Source organism: Polyangium jinanense (assembly GCF_028435365.1).
Map to the genome: position 1 here is coordinate 1 of NZ_JAGTJJ010000043.1, position 15,783 is coordinate 15,783.

At 67.7% G+C, this 15,783-nt stretch carries 11 protein-coding genes; 4 read left to right on the plus strand and 7 right to left on the minus strand.

What is annotated here, in order from left to right:
- Window positions 1–391 precede the first annotated feature (391 nt).
- Window positions 392–1,573 carry a hypothetical protein gene (locus KEG57_RS40000; protein WP_272426309.1) on the plus strand — a complete coding sequence of 394 codons (1,182 nt, stop codon included), beginning with the start codon at window positions 392–394 and terminating at the stop codon, window positions 1,571–1,573.
- Here KEG57_RS40000 and KEG57_RS40005 read toward each other — a convergent pair.
- Both KEG57_RS40005 and KEG57_RS40010 read right to left on the minus strand, forming a co-directional pair.
- A complete protein-coding gene (locus KEG57_RS40005; protein WP_272426307.1) occupies window positions 1,570–2,361 on the minus strand; it encodes a hypothetical protein in 792 nt (263 codons plus the stop codon). The genes KEG57_RS40000 and KEG57_RS40005 overlap by 4 nt on opposite strands.
- Before the next feature lie 103 nt (window positions 2,362–2,464).
- Window positions 2,465–3,010 (minus strand): RNA polymerase sigma factor, encoded by a 546-nt coding sequence (locus KEG57_RS40010; protein ID WP_272426305.1) that lies wholly within the window; start codon window positions 3,008–3,010, stop codon window positions 2,465–2,467.
- A gap of 99 nt (window positions 3,011–3,109) precedes the next feature.
- Here KEG57_RS40010 and KEG57_RS40015 point away from each other — a divergent pair, with 99 nt between their 5' ends.
- On the plus strand, window positions 3,110–3,475 hold the full coding sequence (locus KEG57_RS40015) for a thioredoxin family protein (RefSeq protein WP_272426303.1): 366 nt from the start codon (window positions 3,110–3,112) through the stop codon (window positions 3,473–3,475).
- A 12-nt stretch (window positions 3,476–3,487) separates the two neighbouring features.
- Here the strand turns inward: KEG57_RS40015 and KEG57_RS40020 are convergent, their stop codons facing one another.
- Entirely contained in the window at window positions 3,488–4,465 is a 978-nt protein-coding gene (locus tag KEG57_RS40020) for a DUF4423 domain-containing protein (RefSeq protein WP_272426301.1), read from the minus strand.
- A gap of 108 nt (window positions 4,466–4,573) precedes the next feature.
- Here KEG57_RS40020 and KEG57_RS40025 point away from each other — a divergent pair, with 108 nt between their 5' ends.
- On the plus strand, window positions 4,574–5,203 hold the full coding sequence (locus KEG57_RS40025) for a hypothetical protein (RefSeq protein ID WP_272426299.1): 630 nt from the start codon (window positions 4,574–4,576) through the stop codon (window positions 5,201–5,203).
- 44 nt (window positions 5,204–5,247) lie between these two features.
- Here the strand turns inward: KEG57_RS40025 and KEG57_RS40030 are convergent, their stop codons facing one another.
- The 4 genes from KEG57_RS40030 to KEG57_RS40045 form a co-directional block, all read right to left on the minus strand.
- Window positions 5,248–5,688 (minus strand): VOC family protein, encoded by a 441-nt coding sequence (locus tag KEG57_RS40030; protein ID WP_272426298.1) that lies wholly within the window; start codon window positions 5,686–5,688, stop codon window positions 5,248–5,250.
- The gene (locus KEG57_RS40035) at window positions 5,685–6,545 is read right to left on the minus strand and encodes a helix-turn-helix domain-containing protein (protein WP_272426297.1); all 861 of its coding nucleotides are present in this window, start codon (window positions 6,543–6,545) and stop codon (window positions 5,685–5,687) included. The genes KEG57_RS40030 and KEG57_RS40035 overlap by 4 nt, the downstream gene beginning before the upstream one ends.
- An 86-nt stretch (window positions 6,546–6,631) precedes the next feature.
- Window positions 6,632–11,221 carry an nSTAND1 domain-containing NTPase gene (locus KEG57_RS40040; RefSeq protein ID WP_308215662.1) on the minus strand — a complete coding sequence of 1,530 codons (4,590 nt, stop codon included), beginning with the start codon at window positions 11,219–11,221 and terminating at the stop codon, window positions 6,632–6,634.
- Between the two features lie 171 nt (window positions 11,222–11,392).
- Window positions 11,393–13,402: a protein kinase domain-containing protein gene (locus tag KEG57_RS40045; RefSeq protein ID WP_272426293.1), complete on the minus strand. Its 2,010-nt coding sequence runs from the start codon at window positions 13,400–13,402 to the stop codon at window positions 11,393–11,395.
- A 292-nt stretch (window positions 13,403–13,694) separates the two neighbouring features.
- Here KEG57_RS40045 and KEG57_RS40050 point away from each other — a divergent pair, with 292 nt between their 5' ends.
- On the plus strand, window positions 13,695–15,779 hold the full coding sequence (locus KEG57_RS40050; protein WP_272426291.1) for a type VI secretion system Vgr family protein: 2,085 nt from the start codon (window positions 13,695–13,697) through the stop codon (window positions 15,777–15,779).
- The last annotated feature ends 4 nt before the right edge of the window (window positions 15,780–15,783 follow it).

Genomic DNA, 15,783 nt, shown 5'->3' on the forward strand with positions numbered 1-15,783 from the left:
CATGCCGAGGAGCGAAGAAGGTCGGAGGAAGGCAACGGCGCACGTCAACGCGGCTACCGCCACACGGAAGCGCAGCGTAAAAACCGCGCTAAAGGCCTTGACGTCGGAGCTGCCTCATCGTCGCCGTCCGTGCGACCTTTGTACCATTGCATTGCGACTGTAGCGGGCAGATTTACGTTGACTTTGCGGACCCGCTGCATTTCCTTACCCGCTCATGAAATCCATCTTTGGTAGGACCTCGGCATGGGCACCTTCCGGCGCGCGATGCGCGACGTTCGCACTGGCAGTCGCATTCATCGCTTGCAGCTCGGGAGACGAACCGACACCCCCGGGCGCTGACGGCTCGCTCGACGACGCAGGAGCGGGCGGCGCGGGCTCGGATGGCGGGCCCGTGGATGCTCCGCTGCCGGACACGGTTCCGCCGCCTGGACAGATCAGGAATGTCAACCTCAACAATCTCTCGGACGTCAGTCCATGTCCGGCGAACAATTGCTGGTACTTCAGCGGGGGCCAGCAGGCGCCGTGGCGGAATTGGACCGGCGCCGCTTTCGCGAGCGGCTTCTCCACCTACGGAGCCATGGTCTATTGGGGCGGAGGGCACGGCGGCGGCGACGACGTGAGCCTTTACGTCTTCGACTTCACCTCGAACAAGTGGTCGCGCGTCGGACCTTCGAATCCGGAAACCGATTACAATTCATTGGTCGATCCGACGTGGCAGGACTATCTCCACGAAGGCAGTTACATCGTCCCGGCGCTCCACACGTACAATTTGCCGGCGTATGTTCCCCCGAACAAATCAGGCTCCGGGCCGAAGGGGTCGTGGTTGCTGCCGATGCTCGTGCGCAATGGTCCGCCCGTTTCGCCGCACGCCGTCGATCTCGAGACGGGGGTGTGGACGCGCTTCTCGTCCGCGATCGGAACGATCGAGGCCTCGTCACCCTACACGGGCGTCATCGAAGACACGAAGCGCGGCAAGGTCTTCTGGGCAGGGTCGGACGAGCAGGCCGTCAATTGGTTCGACTTTGCCGACACGCACCCGCGCACCATTCATCGGGAAGCGATTTCGTGGTGGTGGGCCCAGGGAGCGTACTACCCGCGCCACATCTACGTTCCGGAGGCCGACATGGCGGTTGGTTTCTGGACGCAGTATGGCCAGACGAAGGTTCTTGGCGAGGTCCTCGACATGTCCTCCGGTGTCCCCGTCCGGAAAACCTTCGTCGTCTGGCCGGATCACGACGTGATGAGTGCCGGTTTCGGCGTCGATTGGTGTCCGATCACGAAGAAGTTCTACATCTACGAGGGGCGCGGAAAGAACACGGTCGAAACGCTGACGCCGAGCAGCCTCGATTTCACGACCGCGACCTGGACCTGGGGGACGGAGACCTTCGGCGGCGACGCACCCGCGTGGAGCACGCAAGGAACGGGAGGCGGTGGCGACGTCGCCCTGTCGAAATGGCGGTACATTCCTCTGCTGAAGTCGTTCGCGTGGAGTGATGGCGTCGCCTATTCGGCGGAGGTGGACGGCGTGATGCGCGACGGAATCATGCAGCTTTGGCGCCCGAGCGGCACCTAAAAGCCGAGGTGCATCAACGTCCAGCCGTCGGCGGTGCGGTAGAGGACGGCCGCGGCGTCGCCGCCGTCGAGCAGCAGCCCGTCGCCGAGGGCACCTTTCGCCGGCGATTCGACGGTCCTTCCGCCGATCCGCCCGACGAGGACGGGGACGTCGTTGCGGAGCTTTCGGGGTCGCAGCTCCCAGCGCGCGAGCCAGCCGAGGTCGGCGTCGATCTCGGTCGCGCACGGCGTCGCTCCGGGACTGCCGTCGACGTCGGGCACCTCCGTCCTTGTCCAGCATTGCCCCCGGCGCCCTCCGCCGAGCAGCTCCGCGGCGCCCTTCCCCCAGAGAATGGCAATCCCACCGGCGCCGGCGCGGCTGCGCACGAGCACCACGTCGTCGAGGACGCCGTCGCCGTCGAGATCCCCGTGCAAGGTGCACGGGCCTGACCGCGCGACGTCACAGGCGGCGCGGTGCTCCGGCAGCGCGGCGCGTAGCCGGGCCGCGAGCGCCTTTGGAAGCTCCCGTTGCGCTCGCGCGCCTCGCTCGGCGTCGACCGTCTCGTCTGCGGCCGCATCCACGGTCACCTCGGCTGCCACGCTCGGCTCCGCGGGACACTTGCAGCGCGCATCCGCCTCGTCCTGCGGCTCGGCGACGGCCGCGGCCGGCGGCTCTGCTGGCGCGGCCGCTGGGGGCCTCGGGGCACCCACCGACGGCCTTGGCTCCGGTGGGGGCGCCGGCTTGCAGGCGCAGAGCGTGGACGCGGCGAGGGCGAACGATGTCAGGAGGAGGGCTACGATTGGCTGCATGGCGGCCCGTTATCCGATCGGGGGCGCGGAGTGTGACAGGCGCGCCGCATACGAGGTGCTTCGCTGGAGCCGCGCTACGCCGCTCGATTCTTTGACGAACCCATCAGGACGGCCCGGCGCCACGTCCGGTCATGCACACGCGCAGCGCCGCCTTGGCGCGGTGAAGCAGGACCGCCACGTACCCGGGCGAGATGCCGAGCGCCTGCGCCACGTCCTCGCCCGGCTGTTCTTCGAGCATACGGAGCGTCACCACCGCTTTCTGGATCTCGCACAACTCCTCGACGCAGGCGCGCAGCCGCACGTGCTCCTCCGCGCGCACGAGCGCCTCGTCCGCGGCCGCGCCTTCCCTCCCGTCGAGCGGGTACGCGTCGAGATCGTCGTGCGGCCGCGCGACGAAGTGGCGTCGCCGCCGGTTGCGCGCGGCGTTGCGCACCATGCCCCCGAGGATCGCGGCCCAGTCCTCGCCTTCCGCCGCGAGCGAGCCGTCCTGCGCGGCCACCAGCAGCTTGCAGAGACCCTCCTGGACACAATCGACCGCATCCTCGGGCGATACACCCTCCTTCCGCGCGAGGGCCGCGAGGGCCGCTCGCCGCGTGAGGGCGAGCTGCGAGATGTGATCCAGAACATCCTCCGTGCCGGCGTTGTGCATGGTTCCCGAGGGTGAGGTTTCGAGCTCGCCCGACATTACACGAAAACGTTCTCTGTAATGTATGCCCGTCTCGAAACCTCCCGAGGCAAGGAGGCTCCCATGTCCACGACCCCTGTCCGATCCGTCACCGAGCAGACCTTCGACGCCGAGGTGGCGACCTCTACTGTGCCCGTGCTCGTCGACTTCACCGCCACCTGGTGCCCGCCGTGCCGCCTTCTCGCGCCGATCCTTCACGCGCTCGCGGTGGAGGGGGCGGGGCACCTGAAGGTCGTGGAGGTCAACGGCGACGATCAGCCCCGCCTCGCGGCACGCTTCGGGATCCGCGGGTTCCCCACGGTCATCGCGTTCGTGGGTGGGAAGGAGGTCGCGCGGCACGTCGGCCTCACCACCAGGGACAAACTCTTGCAGATGGTCCGCGCGCACCTGCCGCCCGGCGAACGCAGGCTCTCCGCCGCGACCGCGTGATTCGCTCGCGCCTCACGCGCCGAGCTCGAGGAGCTGCATGGCCACCAGCGCGACGCAGTCGGGCTCGCGCGAGTCCGACACGATCTGGCGAAGCTCGTGGAAATACCGCACGTGCAAAGCCCGCAGCCGTTCGAGGTCCGAGCGCGCGACGCTGACCAGGTTGTAGGAATACAGGCCCGGGTCGCCGCGACGCTGCCGGCGCGCGGCGACGTCGAGCCAGTGCGCTTTTAATCGTTGCCGTGGCTCGGCGGGCCCTCGGGTCATGTCGACCGTCTCGGCCGTCACGGCATATCGGCCTTCCTGCCATCGGATCAGGCCCGCTCGCGAGAGGGCCTCGAGGCACGCGCGCACCTCGTCGTCCGGCAGTCCGAGGCGAGCGGCGACCCAGGCGTCGTCATGGCAGGGGAGGGCGGCGTAGCTGGCGAGCTCGAGGACGCGCAGGACGGCGTGCGACCAGGGCAGCTCGGTCGCAATCCGACGGCGCTCCTCGAGCGTTCGGAAATCGCGCGCCACCGAGGGCAATTGGCTCGGGGGGACGAAGAGGGCCAGGAAGTCGAGGAGCCGATCGGTGGTCGCGTCGACGATGGCCAGCACGTCGGGGAGCCGCGGCTGCGATGTGCCGGCCATGAAGCGCGACACCTGGGACGCGCTGCGCCCGATACGGGAGCCGATCTCGGCGTTGCTCAGACCTCCTTTGAGGACCTGGAACAGGGTGGCCGTGAGGATCGGGTCGGAGACGGCGACGTCCGCGCGGAAGGCTTTCTCCTGGCGCACGAACTCCGAGAGCGCGTGATGGACGTCGACACCGTTGTACGCCGCGACGCGCAGCAGGGTGGGGAGCGTGGGAAAGCGCCGCCCGGACTCCCAGCCGAACGCGACGTTCGTGCCGTACCCGAGCCGCACGCTCAGTTGCCGCTGCGAACGCCGGCCGCGGAGCGTTCGGCAGAAATCCTTTGCGATTTCATCGTAGTGCGCTTTCTTGTATCGCATATCTGCACACAGTATAGCAGATTGGCACGATAGATAATGCGTATGTGCGCTACGCGGCGCTTGCGTCGGCCCATGGGCTGCGGCAAGTGGAGAGCGAAGGAGGCTTCGATGAACGCACGACTTGCTTGCTGGGCTTTGGTGGGGCTGCTGATGGGGTGCACGAGCACCGGGGGACAGACGGGGGAGATTGGCGCCGATCCCTGCGACTTCCTCCCGGCGATGGCGGGGGAGACGCGCGTGGAGCATGGCCTCACCGACCCGACGCCCCTCGGTGTGAGCGGTCAGGAGGCCATCGACGCGACGGGCGGGTCCGGGAGCTTCGAGGTGGCGTGGGCCAACGGAACGAAAAGCGCCGTGACCTGGTCGCTCGCCGCCGACACCGAGAGCTCGCCGGTGGTGCAGCACATCGACCGCAAGAGCGAGTGCGCCGACGAGTTTTTGCAGGTCCTCGTGCTCGGGCAGGTATCAAGCGCCGACGGCATTCTCGAACACGAGCAGCGCGGGGCGCTTTATCGGAGCAACGACGGGGCCGCGGACCTTCGCTTGGCCTTCTCCTTCGAGGAAAACCCGTTCCCGGACGTGTACGCCGGCGGTATGTCGGGGGACAGCTGCTCGGGGTGCGGCTTCCCCTACGAGCTCGTCTTCGAATCGCGCTGGGAGGCGGGCGCGTCGAACCCTCGGGGCCATGTGTACCTGATCGAGACGGGCACGCTGCTCGGCGAAGTCGGCACGTTTTGAGCCGCGACGCTGGTTGCCGACCGATGAGGGACGAACGCGTGTCGTCAGCCCTTCATCAACTCGGTGTAGCGTCGCTGCATCTCGTCGGGTGTCACCGCTTCGATGCTGTGACCGATCAGCCACTCGTGCCCGAACGGATCGCGCACGGTGCCGGACCGCTCGCCATAAAAGTGATCCGCCGGCGGGCGCACGAGCGTGCCGCCCGCCGCCACCGCACGGTCGATGAGCGCGTCGGCGTCGTCGACATGGAGGTGGATCGATACAGACGTCCTGCCGATCGATTGCGGCCCGAGGATGTCGAGCTCCGGATACTCCTCGGACAGCATCACGATGGTGGCGCCGAAGTCGAGCTCGGCGTGTCCGATCCGGCCGCTCGGCTCGGTCAACCGGAGCTTCTCGGTCGCACCGAAGACGTGCTTGTAGTACTCGATCGCTCGGTCGGCCTGCTTCACGCGGAGATACGCGAACGCTTCGTGGATCTTCATGGCCCGATTTTGCCCCGGCGTGCCCGCACGGTCTTGAACGAATTTGAACTCGGCGTGTCGATCGGCACGTGATGCGCGTGGGCCGGTGACAGGAGGCGGAACCGGCTCGGCGAAACTCCGGCAAGCTCGCGAAACTCGCGCGTGAAGTGCGCTTGGTCGCTGTACCCCGCGTCGAGGGCGATCTCGCTCCACGGCCGCGTCGACGCGGCCCGCGAAAGCACGCGCTGGAAGCGGCGAACGCGGCAGTAGCGCTTCGGAGTCAGCCCGACCGCCTCGTGGAACATGGTGATGAAGTGCCGATGGCTGTAGCCAGTTTCGTCGACCACGGCGCCGACATCGAACGTCGTCTCGAACCGCGCGAGTGCGTGCGCGACGACGGGATTCACGCCGCGGACGCGCGGAAACCGTGCCGCGAGCGCGGATTCGAACAGATCGAGCGCAGCATGGGGCGATCCGACCTCGAGCAGGCGATCGCGCAGCTCGAGCGCCGCTGAACCCCACACGTCCTCGAGCGCGGTGTGCCGCTCCGCGAAGGTCTCCGCGGGGATCCCGAGCAGCGGCAATGCGCCGCCCGGGCAGAGCAACGCCCCGACCGACCGCGACGGTCGCGAGATGTCGCGCTCGTAGAACGTCGAGCGTGCGCCGCCGATCACCGCACGGCCGACATCGGTTGCGATGCCGGCTCCGTCGAACACGCGCAGCGGAGGGTCGGTGAGTCGAACCACGACGTGCATCGAACCGGTCGGCAACACGCGCTCGCGCTCGAACCGACCGTCGCGATCCGCGGTGTCGTCGGAGTACCACAACATCTGGACGAACAGCCGCAGCGGTCCGCGTGGCTCGCGCCTGATCACCATGCGGCCAGGGTAGCTCGGCGGTCGGCCTGAGCCAGGAATTGGGGGGCGGTCGGGAAGGTCGCCGGTCTGGAAGCGGGCAGGCTCATTTATCGTGATGCGCCGTCGGCAGCCGCCGCGCGCGCCTCTTCGACGCGACGCTCGCAGGTTTGCCGTTCGGCGCGGGCCATGTCTTCGGACACGCCCAGGTGCTTGACCGTCCAATCGACGGATACGCAATAGGGCGTCGCGGCCCATAGCTGCGGGGCATCGGGGCTGACGAGCGGCGTCAGATCGTGCCACACCTGCACGGTCTGGTCGTCGGAGGCGGTGACGATGCGCTTTCCATCGGGGCTCCACGCCGCCGAAGAGACCCAGCCCTCGTGCCCGCGAAGGACCAGGGGTTCGCCCGTCCCATCGGCATTCCAAACCCGCGCGGTCTTGTCCACAGAGACGCTGACGATGCACTTGCCGTCCGGGCTCCACGCCGCCGAACGGACCCAGCCCTCGTGTCCATGAAAAACCAGCGGCTCGCCCATTCCGTCGACGTTCCATACACGCGCCGTCCTGTCGGAGGACACGGTGACGATGCGCTTTCCATCGGGGCTCCAGGCCGCCGATTCGACCCAATGATCGTGTCCGCGGAGGATTCGTGGCTCGCCCTCCCCATGGGCATTCCACACCCGCACGGTCCGATCCGAGGACGTCGTGGCGATGTGCTTGCCGTCGGGGCTCCACGCCGCCCAGCGGACCTCGCTCTCGTGCCCGCGGAGGACCCGCGGCTCGCCGGTTCCATCGGCATTCCAAACGCGCGCGGTCCGGTCCTGGGAGGCGGTGACGATGCGCTTGCCATCGGGGCTGAATGCCGCCGAATTGAGCGCGCTCTCGTGCCCGCGAAGGACCAAAGCCTCGCCGGTTCCATCGGCATTCCAAACGCGCGCGGTCCGGTCCTGGGAGGCGGTGACGATGCGTTTGCCGTCCGTACTCCACGCCGCCGAGGAGACCCAGCCCTCGTGCCCGCGCAGGATCAAGGGTTCCTCTTTCCCGTCGACCTTCCACACCCGCGCGGTGCCGTCCTCCGATGCGGTGAGGATACGCTCGCCGCCAGGGCTATAAGCCGCGGAAGAGACCGCGCCCTCGTGCCCGCGGAAAACCAGCCGCTCCCCTATCCTCCGGGCGTCCCATATTCGCACGGTCCTGTCGGAGGACGCGGTGACGATGTGCCGGCCATCCGGGCTCCATTCCGCCGCACGGGCCCAGCCCTCGTGACCGCGCAGGATCCAGGGCTCGCCCACGCCATCGGAACTGTAGACCCGCGCCCGTTTGTCGTCGGATGTGGTGATGATGCGCTTGCCGTCGGCGCTCCATTTCGCCGAACGGACCCAGCCCTCGTGTCCGCGCAAGATCAGAGGCTCGCCCGACCCGTCGGCATTCCACACCCGCGCGGTCCTGTCCTCCGACGCGGTGACGATGCGCTTGCCATCGGGGCTCCACGACGCATAACGCACCTTGTTCTCGTGCCCGCGCAAGATCAACGGTTTGTCCTTCCCGTCGGCCTTCCACACCCGCACCGTCCTGTCCGCGGAGGCGCTGACGATGTGCTTGCCATCGGGGCTGAAATCCGCCCACAGGACGGCATTGTCGTGGCCGCGCAGGACGAGGGGCTCGCCGGTTCCATCGGCATTCCATACCCGCACCGTCCTGTCGTACGACGCGGTGACGATGCGCTTTCCATCGGCGCTCACGGCCACCGAGCTCACCGCATCCTCGTGCCCATGCAGGACGAGGGGCTCGCCGGTTCCATCGGCATTCCACACCCGAGCCGTCCTGTCGTCGGAGGCGGAGGCGACGCGCTTGCTGTCGGGGCTCCAGGCGACCGCATTGACCGCGCTTACGTGACCACGCAGGAGGAGGGGCTCGCCGCTGCCATCCGCGCTCCACACGCGCGCGAGTTTGTCCCGGGACGCGGTGGCGATGCGCTTGCCGTCGGGGCTCCACGCGGTGGAAAAGACACTGTCGTGGTGGGGGAGCACCACGAGCGTGAGCCCACTATGCAAGGCCGTCCGCGCCAGATCGGACCACTCGCGCGGCACCCCAGGGGGTTCGACTTCGCGCAGGAGCGCGAGCGCGGTCGTCGGATCGGTCTCCAAAAGCTCGCGCGCCATGGCCATGCGGGTGGTATTGCGCGTCTGCCGGGCCTCGCCCTCGGCGAACGCCGCCGCTTCGTCCGCGCGCGCGGCTTCTCGGCTCGCCCGGCTCGCGAGCCCCGACACGAGGAGGGCGATTGCACCGACGGTGGCAATGGCGCCCGCGGCGATCCGCCGGCGAATGCGCCGCGCGCGCACGGAAAGCGCGACGACGGCCTGGAGATAATGCTCCTCACGCCCGCCGAACCCGACGGCCGAAGCCACGCGCCCCTCCGCGCGCCGGCGCTCGAGCCACACGCGCGCCTCCTCCGCCGCGCGATCACGCCAGAGCAGGCCCTCGGCTTTCCCGCTCGCCTCCCATTGCTCGGCCGCGGCGCGTAGCCGGGCCAGAAACTGCGCATCGAGCTCGCTCTCGTCGAGCCATTGCTTGAGCTTCGCCCACCTTTCGACGAGCGACTCGTGAATGAGCTCCACCCGCGTGCCCTCGCGCTCGCTCGAGGTCTCGATGAGCAGGAGCCGCGCGTCGGCGAGGTGATGGACCACCTGCTTCACGGCGTGGCGGTCCTCGGCGAGCGTGTAAAGCTCCTCCAGGCTCACCACCGCGCGCGTGCGCTGGGGCGTGACGAGGCGCAGGAAGACCGCCCGGCAGAGCCGCTGGTCGAGCGACGAAAGCCCGGAAAGGACCGCGTCCGCGTGCGTGGACAGCGCCCCCGCGACCCCGCCGAGCTGCTCGTAGCTGTCCTGGGTGAGCAGGCGGCGCTCCCGATCCCGCGCCTCCCAGAGCTTCGCGGCCGTGAATTGCAGGAGGGGCAGGGGGCTCTGCGTGCGTTCGAGCGCGTCGAGCATACCCTCGATCATCTCCTCGCTCTCGAAGCCATACCCGGTCGCCTCGATCGGCCGCGTCAAGGCCTCGCGGAGCCCCTCGTGCCCCACGGGCGGCAGGAACGAGAGCCCGCGAATCACTTCGGTCATCAGCTTTCGATCCTCGGTCAGGCGATCGAGAAAATCGGAGCGGATGGAGAGAATGACGCGCAGCGGGGACGAGGCGTCGTCGGCCGCGCCCTCGATGCAGGCGGCGAATGCCGCGCGCTCGCCGGGGTCGGTCCCGAGGGTATAGAGCTCCTCGAATTGATCGACGAAGAGCAGGATGCGATGCAGGCTTCCCTGCCGGCGGCAGCGCGACCGCAGCCGGGCGCCGAGGAGCCCTGGTTGCGTGCGCAGGGTGGCCACGAGATCCTCGGGATCGAGCGGCTCGTTCGCGCCCGCCCGCGTGCTCTCCGGCGGGGCCGCCGAGAGCTGGGTGAGCACTTCGGCGAGCGCGGCGAGGGGCCTTCGCCCCGGGCGCAGGAGGAAGATCTCCCAGCGTTCGCCCGAGCGCTTCAGGGCGGGGATCACGCCCGCGCGCACGAAGGACGACTTGCCCGCGCCCGAGGGCCCGGCCACGGCCACGAGCGGCTGGTGGCGGAGCTGCCCGAGGATGCTCTCGACGTCGCGATCGCGGCCGAAGAAGCGCGCAGCGTCCGCCTCCTGGAATGCGGAGAGGCCGGCAAAGGGGCTTTCGTCCTCGTTTTGCGCGAGCGACTTTCGGCTGGGCAAGATCGCCTCGAGCGCGGCGAGCAGCTCCTCGGCCGAGCCGAAGCGCTCGGCTTTGCGCTTCCGCAAGCAGCGGTCGATGACGTCGCCGAGCGGGCCCACGTCCGCGCGTTTGTCGCTCACGCGGGGCATGGGTTCGTCGAGGTTTTCGACCTGCGAGAGCTGGAACAGCGTGGCCGGGGCGAGCGGGTGCGCCCCGGTGCAGAGCTCGAAAAGAATGATGCCCACGGCCCAGATGTCGCTGCGCGCATCGATGTCCTCGGCGCGCCATTGCTCGGGCGACATGTACGGGAGCGTGCCGAGGAGCGCTCCGTCTTCGGTCAGGCCTGCGCCCTTGACGAGCGGCTGCCTGGAGACGGTGATGGCCGAGAGCTCCTGGGCTTCGAGCCGCTTGGCGATGCCGAAATCGAGCACTTTGACATGCCCCCCGGCGGTCAGGAAGATATTGTCGGGCTTGAGATCGCGGTGCACGATCCCGAGCTGATGGGCGCAAGAGAGCGCGCGCACCACGGGCAGGACGAGCTCGACGGCGACGCTCGGCGACACCCGCCCGCTTCGGGTGTCTGCGGGGGAGCGGGGCTCGAACGCGCCGGGCGCCTCGCGTTGCGCCAGAAAGGCGCTCAGCGTGCGGCCTTCGAGGTGTTCGAGCACCATGTACGGGTATCCGTCGTGCTCGTCGACCTCGTGGATGACCACGATATTCTCGTGCTTGCAGCTGGCGGTGGCCCGCGCCTCGGCGAGAAAGCGCTCGGCGCCCACGCCGCTGTGCTCGAGGAGAACCTTGATGGCGACGAGGCGGCCGAGCTTGGTGTCGCGGGCGAGGAACACGATCCCCATGCCGCCCTCGCCCAGCTTGCGGATGAGCTCGTAGTGCTTGATGCTGGAGCCGGCCTGCAAAGGCCCGGCGAACGCCTCGGATTCCGGCTTGGAAGAAGAATCCGCGCTGGCGGTCGGGGCCAACGGGAGATTGGGATCGGGGCTGTTGGGATGCGCCTCGGGGGGGCCTTTGTTCTCGTTTTGCACCATCGCTGCTCGCTCGGCAGGGGGCGATGGTAGCATCGAGCGCGCGCGTTTTGTCGGATCCTTCTCGGTGACCCCGGGCACTCTCGGCTCGATGCGCTCGGTCGCCCCTTACTTGAACTTGACCGCGGCCGTCTTCGCCTCCCCCGCCTTTACGGTGACAGTCACGGTCTGTTTCCCTTTTTCGGGGTGGATGAAGGTCACCGTGTGTGTCCCTGCCGGCACCGACAGGCCGACCTTGGGTGTGCTGCCCAGCGGCCGCCCATCCAGCACGACCTTCGATACCGGGATCGAATTGAGGTTGAGCGTCGCATTGCTCTGCGCTGGCTGGGTGGTTGCCGTGCCAACCGTGGGCGTTGCCGTCGGCGAGGGGCCCGACGTCGGCGCTGGGATCGTACCAACCGCCTCCGGCACGGAAGGTGACTCGGCGGGCGGCGTCGACGATGCCTCCACGAGCCTCGGAGGCTCGATATCGGGAGGATTCGGACGGACCCCTTCGAGGGGAATCAGGACCGGGCTTTCTTCCCCTCGCGCCACGCTCGCGGACACGACCTTCTCGCCCCTCCCGGGCGCGACCACTTTGACGATACGGTCTCCTGGCGCGAGATCGCCGACGACGCACGGTGTCGTCCCACAACGCTCCTGTCCATCCACGTAAATCGCGACCTTGCCGAGCTCGCGGCCGGTGACCTCGATTCGGAGCCCTCCTGTTCTCGGAATCAGTACGAGTGCCGCGAGACTCACGGCAGCGAGCAGCGCCGAGACACCGAGCACGACGCCAAGCTTTTTTGAAGCGCTTCCCGTGGCCGGCGGGGTCGTCGCGGAAAGGCCGTGCGTCGTCGCGGTCAATTGAGGGATGGATGGCAGGGAGGGCTGCGATGCAGATGCCATGGGCGCTTGCATCGAGGCGGCGGGGGAATATGCGGGAGCGACGTGCGTCGGGGCGGAGGGCAGCGGTGCGCGGGCAGCCGGAGGAACGGCGGGGCGAGCTTTCGGGGGTTCGGGTGGCGGCGGGGCGGTCTGTTCGGGCACGGGGTAGAAGCCCGGAGGAAGCACGGCGGTTTGCACGGGCGGAGGCGGTACGGAACGCGGCTTGGGATGAAGTGGCATCGTCGCCTGCATCGATTGTGGCTTCCTGATGCCGAGCAATGCGTGCGGACGAATCTGCTGCGTCTCTCCGTCGTCGTACCCGCTATCGAGCAACTCGGCCAGCGCCCGGACGGCCTCCTCCACGCTTGGCCATCGCTCGGCGGCGTTTTTCTGGAGGCACCGTTCGAGCCATTCGTCGAAGCCACGCGGAAAGAGGTGTGCTTTGAAGCCCGCGCGGGCGACCGCAGACGGAGTCGGGTGAATGGCCACGCCCATGACCATGTCTGCGACGGTTCCACGCTCCGCGCCTGTCCATAGATGTCCGGGCGGCGCGCCGAGCAAGAGCTCGTACGCGATGACGCCGAGGGCCCAGACATCGGTCTGGGGCGTGATTCCGTGCGAAATGACGACCCCCATTTTCGCAGCCATGGGCCGCAGGGACGCGCCGAGCTGCTCGGGCGCGGCGTACGCCGGCGATCCGACCTGCGTGGCCGTTCCCTGGATGCCCTCCTCGAGGACCTTCGCAATGCCGAAATCGACGACCTTGAGCAGCGGGCTCTTCCTGCGGTCGTACGTGAGAAACAGGTTTCCCGGCTTGAGATCCCGGTGAACGACGCCCGCCGCGTGCGCTTGTCCGAGCGCATCGGCGAGCTGGAGGAAGAGGATCCGCATGAGGCCTGGCGGCACGGGCCCCCGCTGCTTGACGTATTTGTCGAGGGTATCGCCGTCGAGCAGCTCCATGGCGAGGAACGGCACGCCGCGCGGAGGGTCGATTCCGGCGTCGAACACGTCAACGATGTGCGGGTTTTTCCCGATTCGCGCACCGACGCGCGCCTCTTGGACGAACAGGTCACGAATCTCGTTACGGTCGACGAGCTGCGGGAGCACGAGCTTGAGCGCGCACGTTTGTCCCGTGCCGAGGTGCGTCGCGCGATACACCGCGGCCATGTTGCCCTGCCCGAGCCACGACTCGACGCGGTACCGCTCGGCGACGACGTCGCCAGGGGCCGCGGGTCCTCCTGCGGATGCCATGAGGTGGGAGTGTAGCGCGGTGGGTTTGGTAGGGGAAACATGTGCGCGTACTACGTTGGTGGTATCGACATGGGAGCGGAGTTGGTGGGGGGCTTGGTTGGGGCGATGCGTGTGGAGTGACGTTATGTGTTGACTTTTGTGGGCGTTGATGGGTGGGGTGTCGGTGATCCAGGTCTCGGGCAGGGGCGGGGCGTACTAAGTATCGGTACTTGCTTGGGATTGTTGCTGGACATACGAGAGTGTTTACGGGCAAACCCTGAGCTTGGTAGGGTGAACACGAGGTGTTGCGCGCATGCCGATTCTCGAGTTGACGTTTGCCTGCGGAGAGAGCTCGCTGTCGGTGCGGCGCTTCTCGGTGCACGAGACGGTGTCGGGGCTGTTCACGGTCTCCGTGTGGGCGCGGTCCGAGAGCCCGAGCATCGACCTCGAGGCGATCATCGGGCAACCGGCGTCCTTGCGGGTCGTGAGCGGATGGCTCTTCGCGCGGCTCGGCGGCGCGCGACTCTGGACCGGCATCGTGAGCTCGATCGAGCAGGTGCAGGCGGTGCAGCCTGCGTCGGGCGCGAAAGAGCTGTCGACCTACTCGCTGCGCATCGTGCCCGACCTGTGGATGCTCACGCAGCGGCGGAACTACCGCATCTTCCAGCACCTCTCGATCCCGGACATCGTCGACGAGCTCCTCGACGACTGGGGCATTGATAAGGTCTGGGAGATCGATCGCGGCAAGTACCCGAAGCTCGAGTACAAGGTGCAGTACGGCGAGAGTGATTTTGCGTTCTTCGGCCGTTTGCTCGAAGAGGCGGGGATCGGCTTCACGTTTGCGGACGACGACGCGAAGGGCTCGAAGCTGACCCTCTCCGACAAGCTCGAATCGAACACGCCGCGGCCTGGCGGGGCTCTTCCGTACGTGGACAACCCGAACCAGGAGGCCGAGAAGGAGTTCGTCTCAGGGATCCGTTTGTCCTACGGGGTGCGGCCCGGGGCGCACACGATCCGCGACTACGACTTCCGGAACCCCTCGTTCGAGCTCTTCGGCGAGGCGCCGAAGGCCAAGGGGCAAGAAGCGAAGTACGAGCAGTACCATTACGAGCCCGGGGCATTCCTGGTCGAAGGTGGCAAGGGCGGCGGGACGCCGGCCGCGGATGACAAGGGCGTCGCGCGATACGATCAAGGGTTCGGCAAGGGGCGCGCGACGCGCCTGCTCGGCGGGACGCGGGTGGACCGGCGCGTGGTGTCGTTCGACACGAACACGATCGATCTCTGGCCGGGGGAGGTTTTTTCGATCGACCGGCATCCGCACGCGGACATCACGGAGTCGACGAAGCTGCTCGTGACCGAGTTTTCGGTGGAGGGGACGCCGGAGGGCGAGTGGAGCATGTCCGGACAAGCAGTCTTCACGGATGCGCCCTACAGGCCGCCGCAGCGGACGCCGAAGCCGCGCGTCGAGGGCGTGCAGAGCGCGCGGGTCGTGGGGCCGAACGGCCAGGAGATCCACACGGACGAGTTTGGCCGGGTACGCGTGCAATTCCCCTGGGACCGCGAAGGAAAGAACGACGACAACAGCTCCTGCTGGATCCGCGTGAGCCAGGGCTGGGCCGGGACGGGTTATGGGATGATCGTGCTCCCGCGTATCGGGCAGGAGGTCATGGTGGGTTTCCTGGAGGGCGACCCCGACCAACCGATCATCGTGGGCCGCGTCTACAACGCGAAACAGGCGGTGCCGTACAAGCTGCCGGAGCACAAGACGCGCAGCATGTGGAAGAGTGATTCGTCGCTCGGCTCGGACGGGTTCAACGAGATCATGTTCGAGGACCTCAAGGGCCAGGAGCTCGTGTACGAGCAGGCGCAGAAGAACCGGCGCAGGCTGGTGAAGAACGACGAGACGATCACGATCGGGCACGATCGGCAAAAGCTCGTGAAGAACGACGAGTCCGAAAAGACGCTCGGGTTCCTGAAGGTCTACGTCGGCAAGGACCAGGACATCGTCGTCAAACAGAACAAGCGGGAGCGAATCGAGGGGGATTCGCATCTGCGGGTGTACGGGAAGCGCAATCAGCGGATCGAGGGGAAACAATCGCTGACGGTGAAGGGCGATAGGCACGAGCTCGTCGGGAAGAACTATGCGATCGGGGTCAACGAGGAGATCCACGTCGCGGCGGGGACGGCCATTGTCATCGAGGCAGGAAAGGACCTGACGATCAAGGGGCCGGGCGGGTTCGTGCGGATTGACCAGAGCGGGGTGACGATTCGCGGGAAGCAGGTGCGGATCAACAGCGGTGGGTCGCCGGGGAGCGGGAAGGGGTCGAGCCCGGACGAGCCGGAAGAGGCGATCGAGGCCGAGGTGGATGACGTCAGCGTGACGCTGATCGGGCAGTAGGAGG